The following is a 13,517-nucleotide window of genomic DNA, read 5'->3' as shown; positions in this document are numbered from 1 at the left end:
AAATAAATATTTTTAGCCAACAATTAATAACAGAAGAAATTTTTGATATGCACAATTATGCATTTGTAATGTTTTCACTAGTTACTATTTATCATTAACCATTCTTCATCAAGAGCGAATATTGCTGTATCAAACTCCTTACGCTCAATTAGCAAAGTATAGATTGAAAAATGGTCATTAATATCCCTTATAGATAATTGTAACGGTTGCTCAGTCATTCCTACACAACGACGGGATCGAGAAATGACTGCAAAAGCATTTAACATTCCCCAGGTAATTGCATCAATGTCTGGTTCGGGTAACCATAACTTCTCCTGTAAATAAAAAAGACCACCAGCGCCCCATAAAAAACAAAGCCCGATCAAAGCCACCCGCAGATGACTTTTGGTTTGTTGGTGCGATGGCGCGGATATGAAAATGGCCCGCCGTAACGAGTCTCAGAAACGACAAAACCCGCTCAATGGCGGGTTTCAACAAACAGATACCTAATTACTATTTAATGACAAATTTGGATGAACCAACCCCTAAAATTGAGGTAAACCTTAATTAGAATAAGGCTGCGAGGGCTATCATGAATATCCCTCCAAAAATTGTTATGTTTGCTACCATTTTTTTAGAGTACTTATCTGCCAGATGTGCAATAAAGAAGCAAAGCATCCCGCTTAACACAAACCATACCCCCATTGATATCCTCTTTATATACAGACGATTCCTGATCGGCCAGTAGTTAGCAATCATTACAATACTCGAACAATGTTTTATTTACCCGAGATTTTCTGTCTATTTTTACAGTTCAAAAGTAAATGCCTTAAAATCCTGGGAACCAAGCTTATAGGAGCCTAACTGCACGTGATAATCATCACCTCGTGTTTGTAGTTCTTTTCTTGCCATATACTCAGTCGCAAAAACCCCCACCAGATGCCATGGGGCAGGACGAAAAACGGCCCAACCAATTACTCTATCATGATCTGTAGGGTCGTGTGGTAATCCATGAACTACAAACATACATCATCTACCTTGCCAGGTTGCTCTTCTTCCTCTGCAATTTTTTTGAATTTTGCCAGGAAGTTATACATTGGTCTCATGCAGGGATGGGGATATCCCTCCCGCATAAAAATAACACACCTCTCCTCAACACTGACTATTGTTACCAATGTGCCACGGTCGTCTTTATACCGTTGCTGAGGGCTCGGGAAATCGTTCGCGTCAAACATACAGCACAATATACATTTGAAAAAACCACCTCACAGGAGGTGGAGGTCAACGCATGAAATATAATTTTATTATTGGTCGTATCGCCTACTACATGTGATAAGCGTTACATGGTTGAGGTGTCGGGTGCCTCCCGAGACATATCACCAGTCTTAATAAATAATATGCCAACAGCCTTCGACTGAAGCTCTCCAGGCCATTCCCGCACTTGGGAACACCTCAATAATTAATGCAGTGCCGGTTTTACCCGGAGAGTTCTCAGTCAGCCACTGGGACTCGCAACGATTTGATCAAACGCAGACAAGGGGGCTGTTTTGCCCCACTGTACATGGATATCACTGCATTCAGATGACGTCTTATCAATTTTTTAACCCAAAGTACCGCGCATACTGGTAAACGACAAGACGATATTTGAATGCAAAAAAACATGGCACACGGCCCCCTATGGAGCTGAGAAGCAAAATTCACCCACAATTTCCTGACCCGCTTCGACTAACTTACGTTAATCTGTGCCATAAAAAGGTCGGTTCGCAAACCAAATTTGTCAGCTTAAATTCGAGAGCCATCTCTGGCGTCGTCAACTGCACAAGGATGGATGCAGAGGTGGCTCTCATTCTCTTTCATAGACGCTACATAATATGAAAGAAAACTGGAGCGGGCAGCGGGAATCGAACCCGCATCATCAGCTTGGAAGGCTGAGGTAATAGCCATTATACGATGCTCGCATATGGTGCCGACTACCGGAATCGAACTGGTGACCTGCTGATTACAAGTCAGTTGCTCTACCTACTGAGCTTAGTCGGCATTAATTGGTTCTTCGGGAGCCAACATGACCGAGCAATAAAAGTCATCCCCTCAGAACCGCCATAAATAATACGGATAAAATCACTGTTTTCAACAACAAGTAATGTCAATTTTTGTAAAGTTATTGTTGTGTTTTTATTTAACAATTTCACATGTTTTTAAAATTCAAAAAACATAGATATCATCTGCATGGTTAATTTCTAACGGTTTATTTAATTCATATTCAGAAAAAACAAAACCCGCACGATGGCGGGTTAAGTGTTGCTATTTGAAAAGGCGATGGATTTAGCCCGGCGCCCGCAGTAGCCATCCGGGTAAAAAAAACCAACCTGAATGGTTACCCATTCACGGAAAGCATCGAAAGAATTGAGCTGCGCAATGTCCCCGGTTCTCGTGGTGGCGATTTCGTGCAGATATTGTTCTGCTGCATCGCTCAGTGCGGGAGTATGCTCGCGCCCGACTAACTCGCAAAGAAAATCGACAAAACCTGAGACCATTTTTTGTTCCTGCGGCGTAATTGCCCCGCCTGTTGGTATCCAGTAGTTATTTTTTGATAGTTCCCATGTGGCCACAAAATCGGGCACCGGGATTGGTGTCCCAGACTTCTAACTAACGAATCACCGTGTAAAGCGGTTTTAGAGCCGCAACACCGAGCGCTTTGTCGATGTATTCTGCATCGCTGAACAGCCCGGATTTTTTCTGGAGCAGCGTAACTGGATTGTCACTCGCAAAGAACAGGTAATTGAAAGACTCATGTAATTATGATCAATACGAATACCCCCGACTACAAACCGGGGGCTTCTATTTTTTTAATACGCTATATATATAATAATTAGTTACTTATTCCTTAACTGCACAATCTGGCACGCGAATTTCCTTAATGAGCCTGGAAAAACTTTTTAACGAACACATTCCCTGACTATTTTTCTCTTCACATGCAATTAATTTTAAATCAACTTTGCCAGCAGGTTTTTCTAACGACAACGGTTGTATATCCCTCATATCTCTCAGCGTCTGATAAACAAATGAAACCTGAACCCAATCCGTATTATCACTGGTTCTTTTCCACTTTTCGAATACAAGCTCCCCACCAGGAGGGGTATTATCGGGTTGACCGGGCAGCGACCAGTTAAGATCTAAAGCCCCGCTTAAATTTGCAAGATTGGTATCATGACCAGCAATAAACAACAGAGATACAGGTAATTTTATGCCATACCTGTTTTCTGTTGCACCATTTGTCAATAGTGTAGTGTCTATCATATCGAGTAATGGTGTGGCTCTACTACGGGCAACTTCTGGAGTTCTTTGCAAAAGATCAAACTGAGCGTTATGCAGACTTAACAAATCTCTCCATTCTTTTTCTCCCGTAATACGCCCCCAGGCTACCTGTGGCATTCCCTGGGCCTCTTGCAACAGAAATATCTCAGTCAGCGTGGAAGAAAGGCTCCAGGCACCAGGTAATGATACATTGTCAGGCGTTACCTTAAGTTCAGACGGTAAAGCCTCTGGTAATGTGCATTTCGTAGACTTTTCTGTAGTCTTACATGTCTCCGATTGTGAGAAATTTAAAACATTTTCCAGGGTCCGAAATGAAGATTGATAGCGTTGGGTATACAGTTCAATATTTCCTCCGGCCCGTTCCAGAATAGCGTTTTTAACCTTCAATGTGTTAAACGAACATTTCCCCATTTTTACCGGATTAAAAAGAGGATCAGTTTTTTCTTCATCCTTCTGATAATGCACTTGAATTTGACATTTTGGTGCTAACCCAGCCAGAAACGCCTCACCCGTTTTACGGGTGCGTTGATCCGTGTCTGCAATAACAGCAACCTGCCCTGGAGATGGGCACGTTTGATTATTCAACAGACCTTTGCTCGTGAACCATAAACGTTGATACTGACCTAATTCAGAAACAAGTTCTCCCCCACGAGGCGTTAGCCATCCTAACGGCACATCCCATTGTGGCCATTGATCGGGTGTGACATCTTTCATTATTGGAGTGAACTTCGTAGGTGCTCTTACTCCATGACGACTCACTATCACAACCCGCTCAAGTTTCATACCGTTCTGCTCTTCAGCACGTATTGAGAAAGAACCGCATAAGAGAGAAAAAATTAATAAACGAATGATGAATGTACTCATTACCAGCACCACCTTTTCGTAAGTGAAAAACAAACAACTCGTATAAGCCAGTTCGATAACTGGTTCTATCAGATAGAAATAATCCTACTCCTGAGTTCACAACAATCCAACTTTTTGCATATCAACTTTGTATCTTATCGAAGTATTAAAGGAGCGCTAATTTAGCCGCGCTGGAAAGGTATCCAAGGTTATGGAATCGTTGGCAATTTACAACGTCCTGTCATTGAAAGGATAATTGATCCGGTATAAATAAGGTGGGCGGAAGCCTTGTTTGGCTATCAATTTACCCGCAGCAAATCACTGTATCTTGTTGTATAACGTGGTGAAAGCATGTCTCGCTTCATCGCCCACGGCTGCTGTATCCCTTGCCCGGCAAAGTAGAGCGTTCCTTTCCCCTTTTCAGCATTAAGAGTATCCAGTAGGTCCATCAATTTATCGCTGTTACGCCGCGGGGCGTTATTATCAAAAAGATTCAGCTGTGCAACGCCAGAGCTAAAAAAATCCCCCAGCATAACGCCCGCTTTTTGATAACGTAGCCCCTCTCGCCAAACGGCGTCCAGGCTGCGCGTGGCTGCTGTAATAATGTCCCGGCTATCCTGAGTTGGCGTCAGCAGTTTTATCGATGCGCTGTTACCGTAATAAGGTTCATTCAGGGCAAACGGACTGGTTTTGATAAACGTAGAGATAAACCGGCAGTACTGGTGTTCTCTGCGCAGCTTTTCCGCAGCACGTGAAGCATAGGTGCAAATGGCCTCTCTCATGGCGTTGTAATCCGTGAGTTTTTCACCAAACGATCTTGAGCAGATAATTTCCTGCTTATCCGGCGCAAACTCTTCCAGCGCCAGACAAGGCTCACCGCGCAATTCCCGGACGGTTCGCTCAAGCACGACGCTGAAATGTTTACGAATGAAGCGAATATCGGTACCCGCGAGGTCGAGAACCGTTTTAATGCCCATGACGTCCAGTTTCTTGCCGATACGGCGTCCGATGCCCCAGACTTCATCAACCGGGAGTGCTGCCATCAGCTTACGCTGGCGTTCAATATTTGAGAGATCCACGACTCCGCCCGTCTGTTCCTGCCACTTTTTGGCCGCATGGTTCGCCAGTTTGGCCAGGGTTTTGGTCTGAGCAATGCCGACCCCAACCGTGAGACGTGTTTTCTGCAAAATGGTTGCTCTGATTTCCTGACCAAAATCCGTAAGATCCCTGCAGTTTCGCACGCCCGTTAAATCACAAAAGGCTTCATCAATACTGTATATCTCCACGCGTGGCGACAACTCCTCCAGAATCGACATCACCCTGCTGCTCATATCCGCATACAGTTCGTAGTTCGAACTAAAACAGAACACGCCATAGCGCCTGAACAGATCTTTCTGTTTGAAGTACGGAGCGCCCATATTAACGCCAAGCGCCTTTGCCTCTACGCTACTGGCAATAACGCAGCCATCGTTGTTTGAAAGAACGACAACGGGCTTCCCTTTCAGATCAGGCCGGAATGCCGACTCACAGCTGGCATAAAACGCGTTAACATCCACCAGTGCAAACATCATCAGCCCGCTGCTTTAATGATAAATGTCACCACGCCAAATATATCCAGCGTGTCCTCGCTGCTAATCATGATCGGCGCGTAGGCGCTGTTCTCTGGCTTCAGCATCACAACCGGATGTAATTGCAGGCGTTTAACGGTGAATTCGCCCTCAACGGCGGCAATAACGATGTCTCCATGGGCAGGTTTTCTGGCGCTGTCGACAATCAGTAAATCGCCCTCGCCGATCCCTGCCCCCCTCATGGAGTCGCCAGATGATTTAACAAAATAGGTTGCGCTGGGATGCCGTACCAGCAGGTCATTGAGGTCGATACGTTTCTCAACGTAGTCCTGCGCAGGAGATGGAAAACCGCAGGGCACAAGATCGCTAAATAACGGAAAGTGTTTAATTTCGCGGTGTTCCGCAGGCTGGAAAAACAACATAATAATCTGCCTCTCATTTACTGTATTTATATACAGTAATTTTAATAAGAGCAGCAATCAAGTAGCGAGTGTGATGAACTGGACGTTGTTTAACCATCTTGCCGGTAAGTTTTTATGATGTCTGGAAAAATAATCGGCTAAAAAAATACCCCGCATTTGCGGGGCATTACATCAGGAGCGTTTTCGCGGCATCATGCGCAGCAGCGTATTGTCCTTCCATAAATAGTGGTGCATCAGGGCCGCAGCGGCATGCAGAGCAATAACAAAATAGCCCAGATTTGCCAGCGTCACGTGCCAGGACTTCAGCATATCCACTACATCAAAATTGGCCTCTGCCGCATGCGGCATAACGATGCCGAATGCAATCCACGGGTTACCCCGGTTGTACATCATCACCAGTCCAATAATCGGCAGAACAATAAACAGCAGATAGATAACCAGATGCCCCAGATGCGCCATTCCGGTCATCATCGGCTTCGGTTTTGGCACAATCGGCGGTGCCGGATATTTTAGCCTGACCAGCAGACGCGCCACCATCAGCGTTAAAATAGTGATGCCACAGGATACGTGCACCATGTTAAATAAGGGACGATAGCTGCGCGGGAAAAATCCGCGAAACTCCATAGCGCTGTAGGCCACAATGACCAACAAAAAGACCAGCCAGTGAATGCCAATTTGCAGGCCAGAATACTTATTCCCCATAACACTTCCTGAATAAAAACAATAATGCGTCACCATAACGGGCTTTTGTTAAAAATTCATTAACTTTTGCTCACCCGGCTTATTCTTATGGATCGCCAGCAAAGTGTGAGAATTGCGCCGGGTGGCGTACTGGCTCACCCGGCGAAAAATTAGGACTGCAGATACACCACCTGCGTTTGCAGATATTCGTTCAGACCGTGTTTACCGTCAGCTCCGCCAATCCCGGACTTGCGCCAGCCAGCATGAAAGCCTTGCATCGCCTCGAAGTTTTCACGATTAATATAGGTTTCGCCAAACTTCAGCCCTTTAATCGCTTTCATCGCCGTATTCAGATTCTGCGTATAGATCGATGAGGTCAGACCGTAATCGCTGTCATTGGCCATCGTCAGCGCCTGTTCCAGCGTATCAAACGCTACCACCGGTAGCACCGGACCAAACGTCTCCTCGTGCATAATCGCCATCTCCTGGCGCACGTCTAACAGTAACGTCGGAGGATAGTAATACCCTTTGCCGGAAACGGCCTTACCGCCCAGCACCACTCTGGCGCCTTCCTGCACCGCTCGTGCAACTTTCTGCTCTACACGCTCCAGCGCAGCGGCGTTAATCAGCGGCCCCATTGCAATATCATTGCGCTCAGCCGGATTGCCAAACTGCACGGCTTTCATCGCCTCGCCCAGACGATTGACGAATTGGTCATAAATACCTTTCTGAACGTACACGCGCTCGGCACAGTTGCATACCTGTCCGGTGTTGATCACCCGCGAGTCAACAATTGCCTTTACGGCCAGTTCAAGATCGGCATCATCCATCACAATAGCCGGGGCCTTGCCACCCAACTCCAGACAAACTTTGGTGATATTTTTAGCCGCCGCAGCCATAATTTTCTCACCCGCCCCGACGCTACCGGTCATGCTCACCATGGCCACCTTCGGGTTTGCGGCCAGCGCCTGACCGACCGTTTCACCACGTCCCAGTACCAGATTAAATACGCCGCGCGGCAAGCCAATATCATCAACAATTTTGGCAAAGGCGATGGCGTTATTCGGTGTAAATTCACTCGGCTTAATGACAATGGTATTACCCGTCAACAGTGCGGGAGCCAGTTTGCGGGCAATCAGGAAAAATGGAAAGTTCCACGGCAGAATGCCCGTAGTCACGCCCAAAGCGCGCTTAAACAGCAGAATATTCTCGCCCGGACGATCGCTTTGCAGGATCTCACCTTCATAGCGACGCGCCCACTCCGCCATATAATCGATATAGTCGGCGGTAAACGAGACTTCGACCTCAGCCAGTTGCTGTATTTTTCCACCCTCCGCCACAATCAGCGCGCTGATTTCACTGGCTCGCTGACGGATACCCGCAGAAATTTTGCGTAACCAGTTCGCCCGTTCAATGGCGGGCAGCGCTTCCCATTGCGGCTGAGCGCGCTGTGCAGCATCGATCGCTTTACACGCATCCTCGGCACGTCCATCGGGAATACGCGAGATCACCTCTTCCGTGGCAGGATTGACGACATCAATCCAGGCATCATCGTGCCAGGTCACAAACTGCCCATCGATATACATAGGATGTTGTACGGGTACTGACATGCGGCTCTCCTGTGATTGATTTGTTTTTAACAAGTAAAACTATTGTTAATTAATATCAATCATGCAGGTCGTATTATGGCTGGAGTGGCTGTTCTGTGAGCGGCTTCATAAAAGCGTCTGGCAAAGTGATGATGAAGGGAAAAAACAGGTGTGATTTTTGCCCGTTTGCCGCAAAACGCCGACAAACGGGCAACAGGAATTACAGAGAGCGGCTCTCCAGTAAGTCAGTCAGCACGATGTCATTTTGCAACTGCTGCCAGGCTTGCTCAACGTTCTGAGGAATATCAACATGGGCAATAAAATCGCGGCCACAAGGCCCATAACCGGTGGCATCATCACGCAGGCGAGGAAGTTCACCGGTTATGAGAGACAGATAGCGATCCACTGACCACAAACCTTCTGCTGCTGGCACAAAATCCACGCCGTCTTGCTGTGGGGCCAGCTCAGGGATGAATCCAGGGAAACTCAACCAGCGCGGCGCATGCGGCTCATCGCGGGTTACGCGCTGAAAGGTTGCCATCGTGCGACGTTGCATAGTGGGATCCTGTACCACAATGACGGTATGAATACTTTCCGTCGCCTGATTCAATAATGCACAGCTAAAACGGGCATTCTCACCGCAGTTTGTTGACTGGTCTTCCACCCAAATCTTCTCCCCCGGGATTTGCCAGAACTGATGTGCGATATCGGCAAGGATCGCCGCTTCCGCGCGTCCGGTGGTACGAATGATGTTGTAACGAGGATGCTCTGCAATCGCGTCATACAAAAATCGTGTGGAGTGACCGATGCCACCGCTAATCAACAAGGGAACCTGTTGCTCTTTCGCGATCCGGCAGGCGGCGTCGATGGTCGGAATAACCGCGTTCCCTGCCAGAATCACGCAATCTGACTGAACGGTGATATTCCCCGTAAAATCATTCTGCGCCAACCATCGCCCTACAGTATTGATCGCCGCAAGCGTGGTTGCGGAAAGTGTCGGAAACTGGCTCATACTCATGACTCCTGATCTTAATACTTTATCGGGTTGCATACCGGGCGGTGACGTCACCTTACCCGGTATGCTGTCTGGTACCGATTTATCCCGAAATTTGCTCCATCGCCTGCAAAATACGTTTATCGGAAATCGGATACGGCGTACCAAGCTGCTGGGCAAAATAGCTGACGCGCAGCTCTTCTATCATCCAGCGGATCTCTTTGACATCGTCATCTTCACGGCGAGCGGGAGGCAGTTTATTGAACCACTGCTGCCAGGCCTGCTGCACGCTATCCACTTTCAGCATCTGCGCACGGTCACGATGCGGGTCGATAGCCAGTTTTTCCAGACGCTTTTCGATAGCCTGCAAATAACGCAGCGTATCGCCCAGACGCTTGAAACCATTGCCGGTAACAAATCCACGGTACACCAGCCCGCCCATCTGCGATTTGATATCCGCAAGCCCCAGCGCCATGGTCATATCCACGCGCCCTTTCAGACGTTTGTTGATATTAAACACCGCGGTCAGAATTTGTTCGACCTGCTTAGCAATATCCACCACCGTATCGTTCAGTTCAGCCCGCACTTTTTCATGCAGCGCCGCAAAGCCTTCTTCGGTCCACACCGGACCACCGTTGGCGTCGATCAGTTGATCCACACCACAGGATATACAGTCGTCAATCAAATCCAGCACTTTACCGTACGGGTTAAAATACAGCCCCAGCTTGGCTTTGTTGGGCAGTTTTTCATGCAAATATTTGATTGGTGAAGGAATATTCAGCAACAACAGGCGGCGTAAACCGCACCACATCGCCTGCTGTTGCTCCAGCGGGTTATCAAACAGTTTGATGGCAACGCTGTCACGCTCATCCACCAGCGCTGGCCAGGCTTTTACCTTATAGTTACCGCGTTTTTGCTCGTAACTCTCCGGAAGCTGACCGAAGCTCCAGATGTGCAACCCGCTCTGTTCGATACCGTCATCCGCCACCGCAGACAATGTTTCCTGCACTTTACCCTTCAGTGCGTCTTTCAGATCCTGTAGCGAACGTCCTTCCTGCAGCTTTTTGTTCTTATCATCCACTACCCGGAAGGTGATTTTTAGGTGATCGGGCACCTGATCCCAATGCCAGTCTTCACGGTCAACGGTCACGCCGGTCATGCGGCGCAGTTCACGCTCCAGCGAGTCCAGCAGCGGCAGTTCCAGCGGCGTGACGCGGCCTAAAAACGCTTCCGCATAGTTTGGCGCGGGCACAAAGTTGCGTCGTACCGGTTTCGGCAGAGACTTAATCAGGGCGATAACCAGTTCACGGCGCAGCCCCGGAATTTGCCATTCAAAACCGCTCTCTTCGATCTGATTGAGCAGCGGGAGCGGAATATGTACGGTCACACCGTCCGCATCGGCTCCGGGTTCGAACTGGTAACTTAACCGTAGTTTGAGATTGCCCTGATGCCAGAAGTTCGGGTAATCCAGCTTACTGATTTTTTCCGCACCCTCTTTGATGAGCATGCTCTTTTCAAAGTTGAGCAGATCCGGCGTTTCACGGCTGATCTTTTTCCACCAGCTGTCAAAGTGACGCGCGGAGACTACATCATGGCTGATGCGTTGGTCGTAAAACTCAAATAGCGTCTCATCATCAACCAGAATGTCGCGACGGCGCGATTTGTGCTCTAACTCTTCCACCTCTGCGCGTAACTTCAAATTGTCACGGAAAAACGCATGGCGCGTTTGCCAGTCGCCTTCCACCAGAGCATGGCGGATGAACAGTTCACGCGACAACGCGGGATCGATCTGGCTGTAGTTCACCTTACGAGCTGCAACAATCGGTAAACCGTAGACGGTAACCTTTTCTGTTGCCATCACTGCGCCCTGCGCACGTTCCCAGTGCGGTTCACTGTATGAACGTTTGATCAGATGCTGGGCAACCGGTTCGACCCACTCAGGATCGATGCGTGCAGCAATACGTCCCCACAGGCGGCTGGTTTCCACCAGCTCCGCTACCATCGTCCACTTCGGCGGTTTTTTAAATAGACCAGAGCCTGGGAAGATCGAGAAGCGAGCGTTACGCGCCCCGGTAAATTCCTGTTTATCGGCATCTTTCATCCCGATATGTGACAGTAAACCGGTCAGCAACGCGACGTGGATCTCTCTGTATTCAGCGGGTTCGCTGTTAACAGGAATCCCTAACTCTTTCACCACCTGACGCAGTTGCGTGTAGATATCCTGCCATTCACGCACGCGCAGGTAGTTCAGAAAATCAAGTTTGCACTGACGACGGAACTGGTTTGACGACAGCGCTTTCTGCTGCTCGCCGAGATAGTTCCACAGATTCACAAATGCGAGGAAATCAGACTCTTTGTCGTGGAAACGGCGATGCTTCTCGTCGGAGGCCTGCTGCTTGTCCATCGGGCGCTCGCGCGGATCCTGAATAGACAGCGCCGAGGTGATAATCATCGCCTCACGTACGCAGCCATGTTTTTGCGCTTCCAGCACCATGCGAGCCAGGCGTGGATCCACCGGCAGTTGCGAGAGCTGACGGCCCAATGGCGTCAGTTTGTAAGCGGTTGCCTGTTCGTCGGTGGTTATCGCCCCCAGTTCTTCGAGCAGGCGTACACCGTCCTGAATGTTACGTTTATCCGGCGCTTCAACAAACGGAAACGCCGCGATATCGCCCAGCCCCAAGGCAGTCATCTGCAAAATAACGGACGCCAGGTTGGTACGCAGAATCTCCGGGTCGGTAAACTCCGGGCGCGACAGGAAATCGTCTTCGGAATACAGACGAATACAGATCCCCTCCGAAACACGACCGCAACGGCCTTTACGCTGGTTGGCAGAGGCCTGCGACACCGGTTCAATCGGCAAGCGCTGAACTTTGGTGCGGTAACTGTAACGGCTGATACGCGCAGTACCCGGATCAATCACATACTTGATCCCCGGAACGGTCAGCGAGGTTTCCGCCACGTTGGTCGCCAGCACGATACGGCGACCGCTGTGCGACTGGAACACACGGTTCTGCTCGCTGTTGGAAAGACGCGCATATAGCGGTAGCACTTCGGTATGGCGCAAATCCAGCTTATTCAGCGCATCGGCGGTATCGCGGATTTCGCGCTCGCCGCTCATGAAGATCAAAATGTCGCCCTGACTTTCACGGCCTAACTCATCTACGGCATCAAAAATTGCCTGCAATTGGTCACGCTCGGTGTCATCTGCGTCTTCAACAATTGGACGATAGCGAACTTCCACCGGATAGGTTCGACCAGAGACTTCGATAATCGGTGCATTATTGAAATGCTTTGAAAAACGCTCCGGATCGATGGTCGCCGAAGTGATGATAATTTTTAGATCCGGACGGCGCGGCAGAAGCTCTTTCAGATAGCCGAGCAGAAAATCGATATTCAGGCTGCGCTCATGCGCTTCATCGATGATGATGGTGTCGTACTGCATCAGCAGCCGATCCTGCTGGATTTCCGCCAGCAAGATACCGTCCGTCATCAGCTTAACCATGGTGTTGTCGCTGACATGATCGCTAAAACGGACTTTATAACCGATACAACCGCCCGGCTCGGTTTGCAGCTCTTCTGCAATACGGTTCGCCACGGTACGCGCCGCCAGGCGACGCGGCTGGGTATGGCCGATCAACCCTTTTACCCCGCGCCCGAGCTCCATACAGATTTTGGGTAACTGAGTGGTTTTCCCTGACCCCGTTTCCCCGGCGACAATCACCACCTGGTTATCGCGGATCGCTTCCAGAATATCCTGTTTTTTCTGACTGACGGGCAGGTTTTCCGGGTAGCTGATGACCGGACGCGCGGCTTCACGCAGCACAACTTTACCTGCAGCGTGATCAATCTCTTTTGCCATCTCCTGGTAAATGGCCTGTTGTGCATCAGGATTTTTAACCTTCTTCACGCCCTGCAGACGGCGGGCAAAACGCTGTCTGTCACGCAGCATCAGTGAATCCAGCTGTTGCTGCAACATGTTGAAGGTTAATTTTTGTTGTTCTGTCATAGCGTTAAAAGGCAGTGCTCTGCCGGGTTAAATCTCTTTTAGATGATAGGTATAGAGTACCACATCAGCGCTTTTCATGTGTTGTTCAATAATTTCGAACATAGGATTCGATATATTGCG

The 13,517-nt window shown here is 48.8% G+C and carries 10 protein-coding genes, 2 tRNA genes and 1 pseudogene; all 13 read right to left on the bottom strand.

Annotation, left to right across the window (positions count from 1 at the left end; translation table 11 throughout):
* Positions 1–77: 77 nt before the first annotated feature.
* Positions 78–371 carry a hypothetical protein gene (locus OGW44_RS01960; RefSeq protein WP_260490284.1) on the bottom strand — a complete coding sequence of 98 codons (294 nt, stop codon included), beginning with the start codon at positions 369–371 and terminating at the stop codon, positions 78–80.
* Between the two features lie 415 nt (positions 372–786).
* Complete coding sequence (locus OGW44_RS01955) at positions 787–1,005, bottom strand: hypothetical protein (RefSeq protein WP_185654637.1); 219 nt, start codon at positions 1,003–1,005, stop codon at positions 787–789.
* Positions 996–1,214 carry a DUF4222 domain-containing protein gene (locus tag OGW44_RS01950; RefSeq protein WP_185654638.1) on the bottom strand — a complete coding sequence of 73 codons (219 nt, stop codon included), beginning with the start codon at positions 1,212–1,214 and terminating at the stop codon, positions 996–998. The genes OGW44_RS01955 and OGW44_RS01950 overlap by 10 nt, the downstream gene beginning before the upstream one ends.
* Positions 1,215–1,862: 648 nt before the next feature.
* A tRNA-Gly gene (locus OGW44_RS01945) sits at positions 1,863–1,937 on the bottom strand.
* Between the two features lie 3 nt (positions 1,938–1,940).
* Positions 1,941–2,016 (bottom strand) — tRNA-Thr (locus OGW44_RS01940).
* Positions 2,017–2,282: 266 nt separating this feature from the next.
* Positions 2,283–2,561 (bottom strand): annotated as a pseudogene (locus OGW44_RS01935) (DUF1367 family protein); the annotation flags it as partial.
* Positions 2,562–2,856: 295 nt separating this feature from the next.
* Positions 2,857–4,158 carry an AppA family phytase/histidine-type acid phosphatase gene (locus tag OGW44_RS01930; RefSeq protein ID WP_185654639.1) on the bottom strand — a complete coding sequence of 434 codons (1,302 nt, stop codon included), beginning with the start codon at positions 4,156–4,158 and terminating at the stop codon, positions 2,857–2,859.
* A gap of 278 nt (positions 4,159–4,436) precedes the next feature.
* A complete protein-coding gene (locus OGW44_RS01925) occupies positions 4,437–5,705 on the bottom strand; it encodes a Y-family DNA polymerase (protein WP_032931970.1) in 1,269 nt (422 codons plus the stop codon).
* 2 nt (positions 5,706–5,707) lie between these two features.
* Complete coding sequence (locus OGW44_RS01920) at positions 5,708–6,127, bottom strand: translesion error-prone DNA polymerase V autoproteolytic subunit (protein ID WP_016156601.1); 420 nt, start codon at positions 6,125–6,127, stop codon at positions 5,708–5,710.
* Between the two features lie 171 nt (positions 6,128–6,298).
* A complete protein-coding gene (gene cybB, locus OGW44_RS01915) occupies positions 6,299–6,829 on the bottom strand; it encodes a cytochrome b561 (RefSeq protein WP_016156602.1) in 531 nt (176 codons plus the stop codon).
* Between the two features lie 149 nt (positions 6,830–6,978).
* Positions 6,979–8,418, bottom strand: coding sequence for an aldehyde dehydrogenase (aldA, locus tag OGW44_RS01910; protein WP_016153178.1), 1,440 nt, complete (start codon positions 8,416–8,418; stop codon positions 6,979–6,981).
* 199 nt (positions 8,419–8,617) lie between these two features.
* A complete protein-coding gene (locus OGW44_RS01905; protein ID WP_016156603.1) occupies positions 8,618–9,409 on the bottom strand; it encodes a YdcF family protein in 792 nt (263 codons plus the stop codon).
* A gap of 85 nt (positions 9,410–9,494) precedes the next feature.
* On the bottom strand, positions 9,495–13,397 hold the full coding sequence (gene hrpA / locus OGW44_RS01900; RefSeq protein WP_047498566.1) for an ATP-dependent RNA helicase HrpA: 3,903 nt from the start codon (positions 13,395–13,397) through the stop codon (positions 9,495–9,497).
* Positions 13,398–13,517: the final 120 nt, after the last annotated feature.

This window comes from Citrobacter sp. Cb023 (genome assembly GCF_030336805.1).
GTDB lineage: Bacteria > Pseudomonadota > Gammaproteobacteria > Enterobacterales > Enterobacteriaceae > Citrobacter > Citrobacter braakii.
The sequence above is the reverse complement of the archived record's forward strand: the minus strand, read 5'-3'. Positions and strand labels throughout refer to the sequence as shown.

Excerpts from the sequence above, each read along its gene's own strand:
- hrpA (WP_047498566.1), bottom strand. The coding sequence starts at position 13,397 with ATGACAGAACAACAAAAATTAACCTTCAACATGTTGCAGCAACAGCTG.
- cybB (WP_016156602.1), bottom strand. The coding sequence starts at position 6,829 with ATGGGGAATAAGTATTCTGGCCTGCAAATTGGCATTCACTGGCTGGTC.
- OGW44_RS01950 (WP_185654638.1), bottom strand. The coding sequence starts at position 1,214 with ATGTTTGACGCGAACGATTTCCCGAGCCCTCAGCAACGGTATAAAGAC.
- OGW44_RS01930 (WP_185654639.1), bottom strand. The coding sequence starts at position 4,158 with ATGAGTACATTCATCATTCGTTTATTAATTTTTTCTCTCTTATGCGGT.
- OGW44_RS01925 (WP_032931970.1), bottom strand. The coding sequence starts at position 5,705 with ATGTTTGCACTGGTGGATGTTAACGCGTTTTATGCCAGCTGTGAGTCG.
- aldA (WP_016153178.1), bottom strand. The coding sequence starts at position 8,418 with ATGTCAGTACCCGTACAACATCCTATGTATATCGATGGGCAGTTTGTG.
- OGW44_RS01905 (WP_016156603.1), bottom strand. The coding sequence starts at position 9,409 with ATGAGCCAGTTTCCGACACTTTCCGCAACCACGCTTGCGGCGATCAAT.
- OGW44_RS01955 (WP_185654637.1), bottom strand. The coding sequence starts at position 1,005 with ATGTTTGTAGTTCATGGATTACCACACGACCCTACAGATCATGATAGA.
- OGW44_RS01920 (WP_016156601.1), bottom strand. The coding sequence starts at position 6,127 with ATGTTGTTTTTCCAGCCTGCGGAACACCGCGAAATTAAACACTTTCCG.